12 protein-coding genes are annotated in these 16,344 nt (G+C 44.1%); 7 read left to right on the forward strand and 5 right to left on the reverse strand.

Annotation, left to right across the window (positions count from 1 at the left end):
* The first annotated feature begins 61 nt into the window (after positions 1–61).
* From EZ449_RS20950 to EZ449_RS20965, 4 genes are all read left to right on the forward strand, one after another.
* On the forward strand, positions 62–598 hold the full coding sequence (locus tag EZ449_RS20950; protein ID WP_131562612.1) for a hypothetical protein: 537 nt from the start codon (positions 62–64) through the stop codon (positions 596–598).
* Positions 591–1,520, forward strand: a complete 930-nt coding sequence (locus EZ449_RS20955) for a hypothetical protein (protein ID WP_131562614.1) — start codon at positions 591–593, stop codon at positions 1,518–1,520. Before EZ449_RS20950 ends, EZ449_RS20955 begins: the two co-directional genes overlap by 8 nt.
* Before the next feature lie 74 nt (positions 1,521–1,594).
* Entirely contained in the window at positions 1,595–6,187 is a 4,593-nt protein-coding gene (locus EZ449_RS20960) for an ATP-binding protein (protein ID WP_131562616.1), read from the forward strand.
* Between the two features lie 48 nt (positions 6,188–6,235).
* Positions 6,236–8,002, forward strand: coding sequence for a hypothetical protein (locus EZ449_RS20965; RefSeq protein ID WP_131562618.1), 1,767 nt, complete (start codon positions 6,236–6,238; stop codon positions 8,000–8,002).
* A 68-nt stretch (positions 8,003–8,070) separates the two neighbouring features.
* On the opposite strand, the gene EZ449_RS20970 is transcribed toward EZ449_RS20965, so the two are convergent.
* A complete protein-coding gene (locus tag EZ449_RS20970; protein WP_131562620.1) occupies positions 8,071–9,468 on the reverse strand; it encodes a hypothetical protein in 1,398 nt (465 codons plus the stop codon).
* A complete protein-coding gene (locus tag EZ449_RS20975; RefSeq protein ID WP_131562623.1) occupies positions 9,453–11,108 on the reverse strand; it encodes an HD domain-containing protein in 1,656 nt (551 codons plus the stop codon). The genes EZ449_RS20970 and EZ449_RS20975 overlap by 16 nt, the downstream gene beginning before the upstream one ends.
* 1,094 nt (positions 11,109–12,202) lie before the next feature.
* On the opposite strand from EZ449_RS20975, the gene EZ449_RS20980 reads away from it, so the two are divergent.
* A complete protein-coding gene (locus EZ449_RS20980) occupies positions 12,203–12,388 on the forward strand; it encodes a hypothetical protein (RefSeq protein ID WP_131562625.1) in 186 nt (61 codons plus the stop codon).
* 96 nt (positions 12,389–12,484) lie between these two features.
* Positions 12,485–13,672 carry a phospholipase D family protein gene (locus tag EZ449_RS20985; protein WP_131562627.1) on the forward strand — a complete coding sequence of 396 codons (1,188 nt, stop codon included), beginning with the start codon at positions 12,485–12,487 and terminating at the stop codon, positions 13,670–13,672.
* Positions 13,673–13,737: 65 nt separating this feature from the next.
* On the opposite strand, the gene EZ449_RS20990 is transcribed toward EZ449_RS20985, so the two are convergent.
* The 3 genes from EZ449_RS20990 to EZ449_RS21000 all read right to left on the reverse strand — a co-directional run bounded on the left by EZ449_RS20990 (position 13,738) and on the right by EZ449_RS21000 (position 15,559).
* Positions 13,738–14,184, reverse strand: coding sequence for a hypothetical protein (locus EZ449_RS20990; protein ID WP_131562628.1), 447 nt, complete (start codon positions 14,182–14,184; stop codon positions 13,738–13,740).
* Positions 14,165–14,998 (reverse strand): hypothetical protein, encoded by an 834-nt coding sequence (locus EZ449_RS20995; RefSeq protein WP_131562630.1) that lies wholly within the window; start codon positions 14,996–14,998, stop codon positions 14,165–14,167. The genes EZ449_RS20990 and EZ449_RS20995 overlap by 20 nt, the downstream gene beginning before the upstream one ends.
* Positions 14,999–15,136: 138 nt before the next feature.
* Entirely contained in the window at positions 15,137–15,559 is a 423-nt protein-coding gene (locus EZ449_RS21000; RefSeq protein WP_131562632.1) for a type I restriction endonuclease, read from the reverse strand.
* 555 nt (positions 15,560–16,114) lie between these two features.
* On the opposite strand from EZ449_RS21000, the gene tnpA reads away from it, so the two are divergent.
* A partial coding sequence (gene tnpA, locus EZ449_RS21005; RefSeq protein WP_131559576.1) for an IS66 family insertion sequence element accessory protein TnpA occupies positions 16,115–16,344 on the forward strand: 230 nt, incomplete at its 3' end.

The raw sequence follows: 16,344 nt of genomic DNA on the forward strand, positions 1-16,344 counted from the left end.
GACCCACTGTTCCAACACCATAAAATTCTTAAATTAGCCGCTACACTAACGCATTTAAAAAATGGCAACGCTTTCTCCCTTTCTGGTTCCCGGTCTTACCATAACGATTTCTGTTGCGGCAGCAGTGATCAGTTATTACAACTATAGGCTCAAAAAGACGCTGAACATCAAAAACCAGCTCTTCAACGAAAAGCTCAAAAAGTACATCGAGCTCAGCCGAAAGCTGGCCGAGTTCATCGAATTGCTGGACGTTGCCGGTCCAACGCTCAACCAGTCCCAGCATGACCATTCGGTCAGGGAACTACTTTTGGAGCAGGCTGAGAAGGCCAACCGTCTGGGACAGGAGATCGAATACCTGGTGATCGATGCCCACATGCTGGTTCCGGGAAAGATCATCTCCCAGTTGATGGATTTTGTGACTACCCAGAACATGGGCGGAACAGGAGAGCTATCCAAAATGGACCGGGTAAGCTATTGGAAAAACGAAGAGCTGTTCCGCAAAAAAGCGGAACGGCTGATCCGTGCATTCCGGGAAGACCTTCATGTAGAAAAACTGAGCTTTTCGATGCCCAGCAAAACAACAAGGCGCGATGGATAGAAGGATCAACCTGCTCCAAAAGCTCTATGCACTGCATTCCAGGCTCATAGACATTTATCACAATAGTTCGGCAGATCATGTGCTATTTGCCAGTTTCTGCGACACTTTTGTCGCCTTCGTTGATATGTTGAACCCAAGAGCAAATACCAGGCATTTCGAACTGTTGTTCAGGCCATCAGCTGACCTGACTAAAAAAGAGGAACTTTCCGCCCACCTGCTCGCCGCATCAGATTATGCCGCGGAACTGACTGGCAGGATCGAAGCCGATCCGGCCATTGTGATCGACAACGAAATCGTTGCCTTACTATTCGACTATGCCAAACTCCTTCGGGCTACAGCAAATGGCTACCCCCTTCCAGTCGGCTCCTTTTCCGGATCAAGGAATACCAAAGTGAGTGCCTATTCGTCGTACAAGATCGCCAGCCAGTTTTTCTCCAATGCAAAGACCATACAACGGTCCAATACCCTGAACGGTTTTACCATTTTTGCCTTGAGACAGGCATTGGAATCCGGGGCAAAAGAACTCCTCGGGATTAAAGCGATACATAGATCGGACCGCCGTCCGGACCGCGGAAATACCCAGCTGCCATGGAAGTTTCTGGTTGAACATGCCCAAAAAACCTACTTTTCACTACCCTTTCGGCCGCTTGAAATGCAAATCATCTACCAGTGGTCAAACCATTTCGTACACACCGGCAACGATGCCAACTGTTATGTGACTGCAAAAGCCCTGGCCACGGTATCCAAACTATTCCAGCGCATGCAGATCCAAAACTTCTACGGGCAGCAGGACTGGGCCTATGCCAATATCATCACCGATCAGAGGGCGATGAGAACGGACATAGAAAACTTCCTGGCCGAACTCCACGTCCCCAGGTATCCAGAATGGGCACATCCCAGCCTGTCCCACATTCCCGGTTGAGAACTTTCTTTTTTCTTGCTGATACTAACTGTTATCTTAGTCCGTCCCCCAATCATCATTAATGAAATTTAAACATGGAACAACTTGTTACCTATGAATACCCTATTATCGCCATAGCCGAGCAGAGGCCCCCGGCCATGGCCAATAAATCCTTCCCCTATAACGAACTCGCCGATGACCGCAGGTTTGAGGAATTGCTCTATGCGCTGTTCAAGGATAAAATCAAAAACGGGAGCTTCCAGGGATTTGACGGGATCAGCTTGATGAGCGGGGTCAGGGACAAGGGCCGCGACTGTTCATTGACAAGGAACGGAAAAAACCACGGACTGATCCAGTGCAAGAAATACGGGAGCAATATCGGAAAAGGGATCTTCGGGGAAGAGATCACCAAGTTTGTGATGTACACCCTTCTGGAGGGCAAACTCATTGAAGATCCGGACGACTTCACCTACTACATTGCAGTCTCACAGGGATTCGTACTGGACTGCACCGATTTCATTGACGATTTCAATAACAAGATGGCCAATGAGCCACAGCTTACCACCTGGATCGATAAAAACCTCCGCAATCCCACGCTGGCCACCCTGAAGCTCGACAATATCGAACCACAGGTGCGTGACATTCTCACCAGGATCAAAGTGGAAAAGATCCTTCCCCAAGACCTGGATGGTTATCTCAGTGAACCCGGCTGCCAGCACCTGCAGCCGCTGTTTTTCGAACTCCGGGTGCTAATCGACAACCATGCTGTGGAACAGATCAGGGTCGAACTGAGTGAACTCCGAACTGGGGAAATGAAAAAGGAACAATTGGACCAGGAGCTCGACCGGGGATCTTCGAGCCTAAAACACGAAAACAACCAGTTCGAGGACATACCCGACTCCCATATCCAAAGGTCGGAAACCGATGAGCTGTTGGAGTGGCTGGAGCAACCAGCCCAAAAGGACGATAACGGGAAAGAGCAGAATATCTGCCTGCTGGCCGGTAACGCAGGTACCGGCAAAACAGTCATTCTCAAAGACTTCTACGATCAGTTGGCACTAAAAAACCTCCCCATACTGGCACTGAAGGCCGATAAACTATATGCGACAAGTATCATGGAACTCCAGCAGAAGATCGGGCTCACCCTACCCGTCTTCCAGTTCATCGAACAGTGCAAACAGAAATACAAGCAGACCATACTGGTTATCGATCAGATCGATGCACTGTCCCAGGCCATGTCCGCCGACAGGAGTTTTTTGGAAGTCTACAAATCCTTGATCGACCGGTACACCCATGATCCAAACGTGCGCATCATCATCTCGGTGAGGCTGTTCGACCTGTATTATGATCCTTCGCTCAGGGTATACAAGAACATCAAGACCATCGTCGTCTCTCCCCTTACCGAATCACAGATATTTTCACTGCTGGAAAAGATCGGCATCAAAAAGGAACAGGTTACCCAAAAACTCCTGCAGCTGCTGAAAGTTCCCAACCAGTTGAACATATTTGCCAGGATCTCCCCTGGATCCACTGGAAGCTTGGGCATTACCAATATCCAGGGTCTTTATGGAGAACTGTGGCGTCAAAAGGTGATGAGCAAACCAAGATCGCTCGCCATGGACCCCAAACGGATCAAACAGCTCTGTTATAAACTGGTCAAACAGATGTTCCAGTCCCAGCGGATCTCCCTATCGGAAAAACCCTATGAGGAATATGATGCAGAAATCTCCTATCTGGCCAGTGAACGCATCCTGAAACGCGAAGATGGGCAACTACAGTTTTTCCATCAGAGCTTCTATGATTTTGTGTTCGCCAAACGTTTTGTAGAAAAAGGCGAAGACCTGATCGCCTACCTTAAAAAGCAGGAACAGTCCCTGCTGATCCGCTCGGCGCTGAAAATGATCCTGAACTACTTAAGGGACTATGACCAGCATAAATACGAACAGATCATGGGCACACTATTGGAGGATGGAGAGGTCCACTACCACATTAAGCACATGCTAGTTTCCATGCTTGCTTTCCTTGAACATCCCACCGAGGAGGAAAAGGAGATGGTTCAAAGAATCCTGAAAGTTTGCCTGCATCTGAGCAGCCACTTTTTCGACCAGGCGAGGTCTCAGGAATGGTTTGAAATGGTGATCGACAGGCAGCTGATTTCCTTTCTGGAATTTGGGAAAGAGATCGATGACAAAGTCTTCCTCGACCTGCCGGATGATCCGGAAAAGGCGACATGGAAACTCGGCTATTTCAAACGGACCGCAGGGATGCTGCTCGGCCGTTTTATCAACGCAAAAAATCCACGAGCCTGGGCCTTCCTGGCGCGCTCCGGCAATGCCGCGCTGATCAAGGAGCTGCTCTATGGATTTGAAGATTGGTCCTTTGATCCGGCTTACCAGCTTTTGGAAAAAAGTGGCGACTTTTTTGTCGAGGACCAGTTTGGGTATATGCACATATTGGAAAAGATCGCAGCCCATAGGCCCGAGTATTCCTGGTCGAAGATCCAAGGACCATTGGTCCAGTCCGCCCGGAACGATAAGAACTCGCACAACGAATACGAGGAAGTCGAGCTACTGAAGGCACTGTCCAAGAGTATTCCCGAAAAGATGATCGGAACACTGGAAGCGATCATCATTGAAGACCTGCCCGAGACCAATTTTCTGGATAGGCCATTGATCGGCGACCACAACTACACCTATATTGACCTGAAAGAATCCGATGACCTCATGGGGAGGGAATACCTTTACCGCCTTTTGGCCGTATGCCTGCGCAGAGCAGCAAGAATGGGAGCTGAAGAATTCTACTCATTTCAGTCCAGACATCACAGATCCAAGCACAAGGCAATGCTCCGGTTGGTGATATTTGCCATGGGAACCAATGAGGCACTTTTTGCAAATGAGGTGTTCGGACTGTTCAGCTACATGCGCGGTATCGGAGCACTTGTGCTGGGACAGGACTTCCGTGTCGAATTCCGTCAACTTTTTTCCAGTACATTCCCCCACTTCTCCCCAGGTCAAAAGGCAGAAGCTGCCTCAACCCTCAAAACATTAGTGAACAAAGAAGAGATTTATTCCTACAAGGAAGAGGGCGTATCAAAGGTACATAGCAATTGGGGTAAAGGAAAGTACACGTTTCTACTGCGGCTTCCCGCGGACTTTGTCAATATGGACCTCGAGCTGAAGCGGCAATTACAGGAACTCGAGCGCAAGTTTGGTCCTTACCAGGATAAATCCAAAACCGGCCCAGTCCTTGCTGGAGTTGTCCGACGCCCCTTACCGCCGGGGGCCTATGAAAAGATGTCGATCGAACAGTGGCTGCGCAGTTTTAGGAGGTATTCTTCGGACCGCGATCCTTTTGGAGGAGATTTTTTAAAGGGCGGAATAGAGGAACATTCAAACGCCTTTAGAGATACCGCCGGAAAGGCAGATGCAGAAAAGATGTTCAATTTGGTGGAACAGTCTATGCAGGACGCAAAGATCAACTTCATCTATCCGTTAAAAGGGCTTTGGGGACTTGTCGACGCCGGTGCGGAGGTCCAACGGGCAGTTGGCATCACCAAAAAACTGATCACGGATACGCGGCTGGCAGGAAGCGAGCGTTATATACTTTATTTTATCAAACCACTGGTCAGCGGCGAGGAAACCGAAATCGAGTTGATCGATTTCTTGGTGGCCCAGTCGGAAAACTACCAGGACCAGCGCGAGGATCAAGAGGATGTATCTGGAGAGACCCAGATCGGAGGACTAGTCACAAGGGGTATCAACACGACCCACGGATCGGCGGCAAAGCTCCTGCTATCAATCCAGGATCCAAAGTTCGAGGAACAGGTATTTTCGGCATTAGAACGGCTGCTCAACAAGGCCCCCGAAGAAACCCGGGCGGCACTCTATTTCCGTTTTGCCTACCTGAACCACCTGAACAGGCACAGGGCGTATGCACTTTTTCGCAGCTCCCTGCTCAAAGAAACGAACATTTATGTCACAGCCTCAGCCATCTGGTCGCTGCAGTATATGGGGAACGTCGATTTCTCTGGATTGAGGGGTGTGTATGAGAAATTGGTGATATCGGATACCTTGGGAAATGACGATACGAACTGGCTGGTATCGATACTTTACTTTTCCCATCTGTTTGACAAACCGGGAGCAGATGAGCTACTTTATCAACTGTTGGACCATAATCCCAAAAGCCGCACCTGGGCACTCAGCGAAGGCTGCAAACATTACCACTTCAATGAACAATCCGCTGCGAAAACCCATCCCTTGCTGATTTACCTGGTCGAAAAATTCGCCAATGACCCAGCAGATCCAATGGAAATCAGGTTTTTTAATATCGAGCACATCAAGCTCGGAGAAATCCATGACTTTCTCGAGGCTTTTATCAATTCGGTGAGTTTTACTTTTTCGGGTAACCTGTTAAAATACCTGACCCAGCAATGTAGTTCTAATCCCCAGATGAGTATTGGCTTGTTTAACAAGGCTATCCAGAAAAGGTCATCAAAAAATGATAACAGAGGACATGTTCGCGAAAAGGATGGCTATACCAAGTTCATTGTAGGCGCATTTACCGCTCTTAACGGAAAGGATAATGCTAGCAGAATCTTAAGGAAGCAGCTTCTGGAGTCTTTTGATGAAATCCTGAGGGATTACCGCTACAGAACTGATACGGACAAGGTGCTGGAGGAGCTGCTATAGTCCGGAATATTTTGATAGCATAGACAAAAATTAAAGATCAGTTTAGAGATGAACAAAATAAACCCATTGGTATTGGCCAATCTTCGTTCCAGTTTGATGGGCAGGCTCAAGCTTGCACTTTTTAGGGAAATCCTGGGCAAACACGACATGGCACCAACTGTCAAAGAGGTACAGCGGTACATTCGCAGTTTTACCAAACAGCAGATCACTTTCGTAGAGATAGCGGTCTATGTCCTCAATGACGCCCGCTTTATCCTGGTCGATCATCAGCAGACGGCCCAGGACATTGACGTTGGTGAGCTCTTTGCAAGGCTGGACAGATTTCCGCTGAGAAAGCCGATCTTCTTGGAAGTAGTGAACTTCCTACCAGATAAGCCGATCGGCGTGATGGTCCATTGCCATCAGCTAGCAGGAAATATCGGACATTTCTATGCCATTACTTTTATGGACGAACACTATCCATCACAGATCTCCTACTTCGAGATCAGGGTAAGCCAGTCGGAACCTGAACCGGCCTACTGCTACTATGATCAGGATGGCCAATGGGTTTCCTCGGCAAAAGCTGATCCTGGGATCAGCAAAAATGAGCCGTTATGGCTCTGCGTGGAGGCACTTAAATTCCTGTCCGACCACTATACCGAGTCTTTTTTGACGTTGGAACAGAGTCTGGAAAAATCTAAGAAGACAAAATTCAAAAAAAAGGATTCCGCACCGGATGACCCTGTCTATACCAAGCTAGTGCAGCAAGTATTTCTTGGACAGATATTGTGCCATGTTGCCGAAGTGGATTTCGATATGATCAGGCCTTTTAGTTTTGACGCCTGCTTTATGATCCCCTATTTCGAGATCCAGCAGGCCAAACGGAATATCGATGACCATGTAAAAAGCGGACTGGTGGTCTATTGGAAAGATGGCGCTTTTGTGACCAGCGATGACTACCAGACCTATATGGTCCTACGGGTAGCCGGGATCAGCAAGGTGAAGATCGTCGTTCTGGGAGACCAGGGGCTTGACAACGCCAAGGTACTCCTGTCGGGCGGAGCTGACCTTTTACCCGGAGTACATATATTTGCCAGTCCTGGCGTCGACCGGATGGACGAGGCTTCCAGAATGATGTATCTGGATGAATATGTGGCCAGGCTATCGGCAGTAATGAATCTAAAGGATCTCATCAAAAGCAGGTGCGTTGTATTTTCAGAAGACTCCAAAACCGGTATGTTGGAGGTGCTGGTGCAGTCGAACGGCTTTGACACAGAACAGACGACGATCATGTCCTACAGCAATTGTACAAAGATAGATCTACTGCCGCTGACGCTTGAAACGTTGAGAAAGGTGAACAAAGACCTGATCTTTATCGTACACAGGGACAAAGACTACCTCAGCGCCGAAAAATTGGAAAATCAGTGCAAGAAGATCACTGCCCTTGGAGCAATTCCCTTTGTAACCAAGGGTACCGACATCGAATCCCATTTTCTGGATCCAGAGCACATCAGCGCCATCATCCCTACTATATCCCTGGAATCGGCCGTAGGATTAGTCGAAGTCGCAAGGGAAAAAACCAGGGAGCTCTCGATCGAAAAAATGCTCAAGGAAAAATATGGCAAAAAGCATGAAATGCATGCCGCTGAAAAACCTGAGCTCGCCAAGATCTACGAAAGCGACCCGGAAAGGTACACCTGTGGCAAGGAAACGATGAATATATTAAGAAGCATGCTTCATTCGATCGTCAAGGGCAATAAAAACCTTTACGAACCTTCAGCTCACCTGGAATTTGCCCAGTTGAAAGAGATCGCTTCCAGAATCTGGAAATACTGAGCGGTTACCAAACCTCTGTTCATTGAAACATGTACAGAGGTTTGCTACGGAAACGATCTAATTACCGGCTAGTCTTTGATGCCTAAATCATCTATGCTCAGGTCTATGTCCTTTGGGGGCCTTAGATCCGGCGGCAGGATGCTCCTGAGTTTTTCCAATATCCTGTTTATCTTCTGGGTGTCTGGCCTGATCGAGCTGTAGTTCCCATACAGCCCATAGATGAGCTGTTTAGAATAATGGAAATACTCAGCGTTAAGAATTGGGTAGGCAGCGGCATACCATTTGACAAAACTATGGTTGATGTTGATGTTTTTGCCAAGCTTGAGCAGGCTACTGTTCGAAATGTCTACAAAGGTAAGCGGATCGAATCCCAGGACCATCTCAGGTAAAGGCCTGGACCTCTTGGTAACAAAATAGCGCATGTGGCGGTAGCCGTCTTCCTCATAATCCTCTGCCTCGATATCGAAATTTTCTTCCAGGACATAGTTGATCAGGGTCTGGTAGAAGCGTGAACTGTGCGAACCAAGATATACCTGCAATCGTTGCGGAGATTTTTCCACGAGCTCACGGATCGTCAGCGTCCCTTCAACAGTGCTGACTTCGATGCGATCGTTCCAGAAATCTCTGTTATCCTCATAGAACCTGGACTCCTTGATATCCCCTGAGGTATATTTGACGTCACGTTCCAACTTATCAAAAAAATGATATTGGTCGAGTTTTGGTTCCACATACAACAGGCCGTTTAATGCTCTCATCGCCGAGAGCATGTGCGCTATCGTAGGATAGGTCATTTCCCTGACTTCATTTCTGGAAACGGTCAGCTTCGGCAGCAGTTCATCCTGGAAATAGATCAGGCCTGTACAAATGAAATTGAAATTGTTCATATGTCCCCAGCTGCGAACGTGGTTGTTAATCAGTCCCCTGTTCAGCGCAAAAAGTTCGGATTCTGATGGGATCATGATACCATTATGGCTGAACCTAAGCGAATTGAGGTGATATGGGTTATAGTAATAAGGATAGGAAGTGATTTCCTTGGGAATCTGTAAATGTTCCATTAGGAAGGATACATCCAAGGTTTCCTGGTTTTCTGTGGAATTCGATCCGTCCTGAATCCTACGAGTACAACGGACCTTCATTTGGTTCTCTTCATGAGATTCAAGGGTAAAGCTGATTTTCTCGTCACTACCCAGCCCTTGTCCGTTGATATCGATATAGGTGATTACCAGCTGCCCTTTGATATTGGACGATAGCGCATCATTGGTCAGGTTGATCGGAAGTATAGAAACCTTTATCCCTTTTTCGAAGGGCAGATCAGTCAGCGTCCTGACGCGTTCGACAAATTCTTCTTCCAGGTCAAAGGACTGGGCTGTTGTCCATGGCTCTTTTGTCAGCAGCTCAAAATCACCCCCGACCTGGACACCATCGTATTTCACGGGAACTGGCGGTGCCATCAGGTATTTTTCCAAGTGCCTTTTGACATCAAACCTTCATATTCCTTGTTCGTGGTGATCCTTACGGCTATCGAGGTACCTGCCTGTTGACGAAAACCGGTCTCCGGTCCATATTCAGCTGGCATTGGTGCCGGTATATGCCTTGCCTTTTTGCTCTGCAGGGTAAAGAATCCGTTTCTTCCCTCCACAGAAAGTCTATAGGGATTTTGCAGGTCATCCTTATGCACGGTACTGATCTCGATTCTATCACCAGCGATGAAGCATGACAATAGTCCGATCCCAAAACGGCTTATCGGAACAAAATCCGCATTCACTTTTTCTTTGATGGCCAGCTTTTCGAGTTTGAACGAATCCGAGTTATAATAGGATTGTCCTTTCTTGAGCAAATGCTTTTCAATGATATCCAGGGTCATGCCCATTCCGAAATCATCAATCCTGATCCATTGGTAACCTTCTTGGTCGGTAAAACTGGAAACAACAATGGGCGAAGCCTGAAAACCCGCTGTCGTTAATCTCTCCCTGAACTCCCTGTGCCTGCTGGTGTCTATGGCGTTCTGCAGCAGTTCCCTCAGGAAAATATAATCGTCGTTATAGATCCCTTCTCCGGTCAGCAGTTTCATCACATCGTTTTCAGCGAGCGAAAAATGATAGTTGCCCGATCGGTAGTTTTTGCTTTTGATGCCTTCCAGGTTCATTTCTTCTGGAAGTTCAAAGTCAGACCAGTGCGGGGAACAGAAATGCAAAAGCCTGGCACAGGCGTTGAGTTCATTTTCTATGATCTTCAAAAAATCGCGGATGCCCACTTCCACTTTCGGATGTTCTGGAACAGCAATAAATCGAAGGCCTGGGCGCTTGCCTTTTCTATCTATCGCAAACCCTTTGGCGCTCATATGTTTGCGCCACTCTTCGTTGCTGATCACTTCTCTAGTTCTTTTTGCCTTGTCCAATCTAAGAAACTCATATAGACCCCTTGGTGATCGGGTATCATCAAAATCAAGTATATCCCCCAAACGTAGCAGCAGGGCGCAGAACTTCAGGTCACATTTCCCCAAAAAACTGTTGCTGAACTTCAAGTCATCGTTCTTAATGACATCTACCGGCTCATTGTGGCTCTCGCAGACATTCCCGAGTTCGTCACGGAACGGCACCCCTTCCCAAACAATGGGTATTCTTTCATCGGCCTGCTGTAGAAATGGCCACACCCTTTTGGCATGTGCCCAGCGGCAGTACCAGTTGATTAGTTCCTCTGTAGGCTGCTTTCCGTTTTCCTCAAATTGAAGGTTGGCCGAGGTGTTTTCCGACAAAAAGTCCAGGAATTCCGGCTCGGTGACGATCTTTTGAAGATCCGCAGGAGAGTAGACCATTCCGATATCATGGTAAACTGCAGACAAAATGATCATCGCAGTTTCAAGACCGGTCAGTTCGTTTAGTCTGGGACCTAATATTTCCCCTATCAGGTGAAGGATATTATATTGGTGCTGGCTATTGTGCAGGGTATAAAACGGGAATGCCAAAGGAATACGCTCCAACAACGGCAGTGCATGTTCAACATGTTTAATCACCATGGACTGTTCATCAGGTTGGTCTTTGGTAACTTCAAGAAAGTGTTTCCAGATGGGCAGTGTGGCAAAAGGGTTCAATATATTATTCGGCATAAGGATCGCGTAATTTCAAATATCAAATATATCAAATTACGTATAATATCGAAAAGTCATAGGCAGACCTGGTTTCAAAGCACGGCCATTAAAACGATCCAAAACAACTTTTTTTATTTTGCAAAATTTAATGACAAATTGCACATTGACATGCTCTATCAACCTTTACCGCCAAAATTCTTTACTTAAATTTCAATAGGTGACATGACCTTTTAACGGGGGTATTGATCGTAAATGCTTCCTAGAAAGGGTTAACAGGAAAATAAGCGTGCAAAAAAAGTCCTACATTTCCTCACAAAGCTCCTCATCAATCAAAAAAGAAAAAATTATTTTTCAAGACACTGAAAATCAGAAAGATTATTTTCAAAAACCATTAAATCAACTCCACAAAGCATTTTATAAAACTGCCTTTAACGCCTATTCAGGCGCCACACTAAAAAATGGGGATACCAATAATTCTACTAGTAACAATCCTTAGTAAAACAAAATACAATTCTTAGGTTATATGCTATCCGAATACAAGCTTGAAGGTTTTCGCGGTCTCAAATCTTTATAGAAGTTAATGACTTCAAAAAATAAGCCAATTCTAAATCTAGCACCCGAGAATTGAGGAATTTGAAAACCCGTCTTTTTAAGCGGTGTAAAACCCTTAAGCGTAAAATTTAAAAAATAAAAAAGCTTAACCGCACTGATCAAGCCGAACATTATCAGATAGATTTTGAAAAATTTATCTATACGGTAGATAACCAAAGAAAAGACCAGTTCTTTTAAGGCCCAAAGCATTGCAAAAAATAATATCGCCATACTGAAACAAACGTGACTAATTGGGTAAGATATAATCGGCAGATCAATCAGACCGTTTTAGCCGCCCGAAATCCTTAGCGATGTAAAACGGCAACAAAAGCTTAAAAACAGCCATCTATTAAGAAAACACGAAGGTAGTGAAGACCCATGCCGGTTTACATGCCTAAAACCCCTGTACCTACGAACACAAAAAAAAGCGCCCAAAAAGCGCAAGGCCCATCTATGCAATTAGCCAAACTGGGTAAGACAGAATTCGAAAATTTTATCATAAACATATAAAAAACAGCAACATGGAACAACAATTCCTTTTCTCTGCCTTCAACTTCTTTTTAAAATGCATTTCAGCAATTATTAAAATTAATAATAACCAAAATCCAAGTAAAATGAAAAACAAGCCCAACAACACCGCTCTGGCGATTGTCGCCCTAGTAATCATTGCATTCTTTGCATTGTGCATCGTAGCACTGAGATCATAGTAGCTACACCTTTCTGGTCTCCGATATCCTAAGCGTTATCGGAGACCATTTTACCAAACCGTAACATCAATACCAGCATAATACTTATCTTGCCATATGAAATACCTTATTGACGCCTCAGCATTAAATGCAGAATTTAGCCGTTTAATGAATCAATATGACAAATACCATTGGATGGTCGCCTGGGCAGGAAAACCATTTCCGCTCACAACAGAACTAAGCAAAAACACAAATAAAATTAGAAAGATAGTAGTTGGGCTACATTTTTACCAGACCCACCCGGATTTTATCGAGCAATTTATGGGGTATAAAGAAATGAAATTTATGACCATTTCTGCCGGCACCTTTCATCCAAAAGTCTACCTATTCTCTAGCAGCCCTGAAAAATGGGAAGCCATCATCGGCAGCGCCAATTTTACCAATGCCGCATTCAGTGCCAATAATGAAGCAGGCATACTCATCACCAGCGAGAATGCCGACAAAGAAATGTATAATCAAATCAAAAAATCCATCGCAGATGCCTGGGATCAAGCAAAACACTTCGATAAAGACCTTCTAAAAGACTACCACAGATCATGGGAAAGGAATCAATCCAAACTCAAAGCCCTCTCCCGCTTAGAGAACAAACAAAAACCAGGAACACCTTATTTCTCTATCCCAATTGTATCAACCACATGGTCTGAGTACATCAAACGCATCAACGATCAAAAAAAAGCGCAGATACAGGAGCGGATAAAAGTACTGGATTTTGTTCAGCAGTACTTTCAGGAAAACCAGAAGTTCGCAGATATGGATGTTACTATTCAACAGCGGATTGCTGGATATAAATGGGCTAACCAACCAGCAGATTTCCGCCTTTTTGGGAATATGAATAATGCTGGCAAACTCAAACAGGTCATCAATAACAAACCAGGTCTTATCGGAAAAGCAATAGACATCATACCACTGAGCGGAGAAGTCACTAAACAGCACTATGAAAAATTCGTTGAACTTTTCCAAAAGGCAGTTGATGGCGGCAATAAATACCGTTCTGCAACCAGGCTACTTGCAATGAAAAGACCGGACGTTTTCTTCGCCATATCGACAGGGAACAACCAATTACTGGCAGATGACTTCCAGATTAAATCAGTTGGCACTATGAATCTGGAACGCTACTGGGATGAAGTTGTCGAGAGAATCCAGTCCTCACACTGGTACCAGTTCCCTAAACCCAAAAATGCCGTAGAACAGAAAATTGCAGCCTATCGAGTAGCATTTATGGATGTGCTGTATTATCGACAATAATTAACACCTTACTAACCAGTATTTCTTAAAGACATAATCACGCACACCAAGGCTTTTTATTCAAATTATAATGTTGCTAACCTTGAAATTAAAGTTTGCATTTCGCCAATAATGTTATTAACCTCTGCTTCATTTGCTGGATAGCTATCTGCAGTGTGCAAATGCTTATTGCGAAGATCCGCAATAGATCGTTGATACCTGCTTCTCTCCGATGCGGAAAGATTCTGCAAGGATTGCTCATTATGCTTTTGTAACTGAGAAAGATACTGACCGATAGACTTGGCATTATTCTTAATGTTGTGAAATTCTACAAACGCGTTTAGTGTCGAATCCAGTGCCCTAGTAGAATGCAGAACTTTCATCAGATTTCGTCTTCTAGTGGGCGATATGCCATGTACATCCACCACCTGGTGCAATTCAGCCTTTACTTTATTGAGATTCCCACTAGATAAATTCGAGTTAGAATTCAATAAAGCCACAATTGTATTAATTCTATTTCTTTGATCGCTCATAACTATTTAATCTGAATTCTAAATCCTTTTCACTATTGATGTTACCGATTAGCCATCCGAATAAACTCGCTAATCTCATAGGCTTCATTGGATCGAACCTGCTGGTTGGAAGTTCATTAAGGCTTAAACATTTTGCATCGTCCCTCTTCTTGAAAAAAGGAATCTTATCTTTCATGAACAATTCCGATCTAAGAACAAAATCATAATACGGCGCCAATTCTTCCAAATCTGGCTTTTTTGACAGGTTTTTAAATCCTATCAACGTGTTTTCGAACGCGTATATATTTGATCTGACTTTTTCGAATCTATCCTCCAAATAATTAAAATATTGGATTTTTTCCTTGTTAATAAATGGTTCCACTTTATCCTTGTCAAACTTGACTTTTTCAGCATAGACTAAGTTGCTATTTTGCACCATCGCCTGACGATCAAACAGCTGTTTTTGAGTATGTTTAAAATCCTTAAAATAGCTTATAGATTTTGTCTCTTTGAGAATAGATTTTAATCGCTTCAAGTCTGAGGGCTCAATAACTAGATCGAAAAAGTCCCGTTCAACACGATCAGTGTTTTTAAACTCCTTATTGTGATCCAAAACCAATGTCATAATTGTATTGGCAGGATAACCGATCTTTGAGTTTATCAAACGCAAGAGTAGTTTATTACTGGAGCCTAATTCCTCAGGTGAAGGGATAAACAAAGCTGTCAGACTTTTTGCATCAGAAAGTAAAATATCTGGGCCAGAATAGACAAAAGGATGATCTGGATTATTGACCCGAAAGTAATCCTTATTTATAAATTCATTAAAATTGGTCATTGAGCTTGTTAATTTTATGCTAAACTAAAAATTTAAACAGAATAAACAATAAATGCTGTCCCCAAATGAACAACGTTGGTAATTAATTTCATTAAGTCACTCCTTGTCTCAGCTTATAAACCAACTCCGTTTTATCATTCACCTCCACCTTCCTAAAAAAGTCTCCGGTTTATGAAAACTAAAAACATTTTTTCCTCTCGGTTTGTGGTCAGTATAACGAGTTACCACACCTGTACTTTCATACACATATTTTAGAGGCTCGGCATTTACCAATGCATTTAGTTTAGCAACTGCGTATTCTTTAGATTGTCCTTCTACAACAGTTAATCTATGACCTTCATCCTCACGTTTAGCTTCTATTATCCCCAAAGGTTTTTGATTGACGAAAAGGATATAATCGGCAGGTCCAACACTTGTTTGATATTCTCTAATGGCTACTCCAATGCCTACACTAAAGTCAATATCGTTTCTTGACTGAACATGCCAGCCTGCCAAGCGAAGCATAGCATCTATCTGATCCCGAGCTTTTTGTTCGGGATTTCGATTGAGTTCGTTAGACATTAATTAGATTATGCAGTTTCAGACTGCTACAAGATAATAATTTATCAACTCCGTTTTTATGATTACCTAAAATAAAATATCAAGTTAGAGTATAATATTATTGATATTTCCGGTATTTACATGTATATTCGAACTTAGCAATTGCAACTAAAACGTATCAAAAAAAATGGTGAGCGATTAGGTGAGTCAAAATCGAAAACCGCTAAAATACTATTTAATCGCTGATTTTAGCACTAGGTGCAAATCCCAGCGGGATCACAGAAAGACAAAAACCACCTTTATTTAATTTAAAGGTGGTTTTCTGTTTTTAAGGTAATTTGCAATGTTGCTTAAAAACTAATTAAACAAAGATTTTGTGTTCGATGTCAGTAAGGTCAACCCTATGGGATAATAAAAAATGAAACGTTGTGTGCCCAGCTTTATATTTTGTTGATTAGTTTCAGTGTTTTCAAATCATAAATTCCAATTTCATTTTTGTCTGTTTTGTGTAAGCAGCCTACCAAGTACATCTTTTAAATAACTTTCACGATGTTTTTCTTTGCATAAAAGAAATATATGAGAACATCAGAAGAAAAAATGTTAGCAGTTGAGGCTTGGCGCACCAGTGGGCTTAGCCAGAATGAATACTGCAAGACCCTTGGAGTCAAACGTACCACTTTTGCCAACTGGGTATCGCGCAATAGACGAAAACAAGCTGTTCCCAATTTTGTTAGAGTTACCATCCCTCCAGTTGCTATTTCGACAGCTGTAGAGGTTATTTACCCAAACGGAGTAATTATCAAGGC

The sequence above is a fragment of the Pedobacter frigidisoli genome, assembly GCF_004331675.1.
Taxonomy (GTDB): domain Bacteria; phylum Bacteroidota; class Bacteroidia; order Sphingobacteriales; family Sphingobacteriaceae; genus Pedobacter; species Pedobacter frigidisoli.

What these genes read in the sequence shown, in the direction of transcription:
- EZ449_RS20950 (WP_131562612.1), top strand. Translation starts at nt 62, where the DNA reads ATGGCAACGCTTTCTCCCTTTCTGGTTCCCGGTCTTACCATAACGATT.
- EZ449_RS20955 (WP_131562614.1), top strand. Translation starts at nt 591, where the DNA reads ATGGATAGAAGGATCAACCTGCTCCAAAAGCTCTATGCACTGCATTCC.
- EZ449_RS20960 (WP_131562616.1), top strand. Translation starts at nt 1,595, where the DNA reads ATGGAACAACTTGTTACCTATGAATACCCTATTATCGCCATAGCCGAG.
- EZ449_RS20965 (WP_131562618.1), top strand. Translation starts at nt 6,236, where the DNA reads ATGAACAAAATAAACCCATTGGTATTGGCCAATCTTCGTTCCAGTTTG.
- EZ449_RS20975 (WP_131562623.1), bottom strand. Translation starts at nt 11,108, where the DNA reads ATGCCGAATAATATATTGAACCCTTTTGCCACACTGCCCATCTGGAAA.
- EZ449_RS20980 (WP_131562625.1), top strand. Translation starts at nt 12,203, where the DNA reads ATGGAACAACAATTCCTTTTCTCTGCCTTCAACTTCTTTTTAAAATGC.
- EZ449_RS20985 (WP_131562627.1), top strand. Translation starts at nt 12,485, where the DNA reads ATGAAATACCTTATTGACGCCTCAGCATTAAATGCAGAATTTAGCCGT.
- EZ449_RS20990 (WP_131562628.1), bottom strand. Translation starts at nt 14,184, where the DNA reads ATGAGCGATCAAAGAAATAGAATTAATACAATTGTGGCTTTATTGAAT.
- EZ449_RS20995 (WP_131562630.1), bottom strand. Translation starts at nt 14,998, where the DNA reads ATGACCAATTTTAATGAATTTATAAATAAGGATTACTTTCGGGTCAAT.
- EZ449_RS21000 (WP_131562632.1), bottom strand. Translation starts at nt 15,559, where the DNA reads ATGTCTAACGAACTCAATCGAAATCCCGAACAAAAAGCTCGGGATCAG.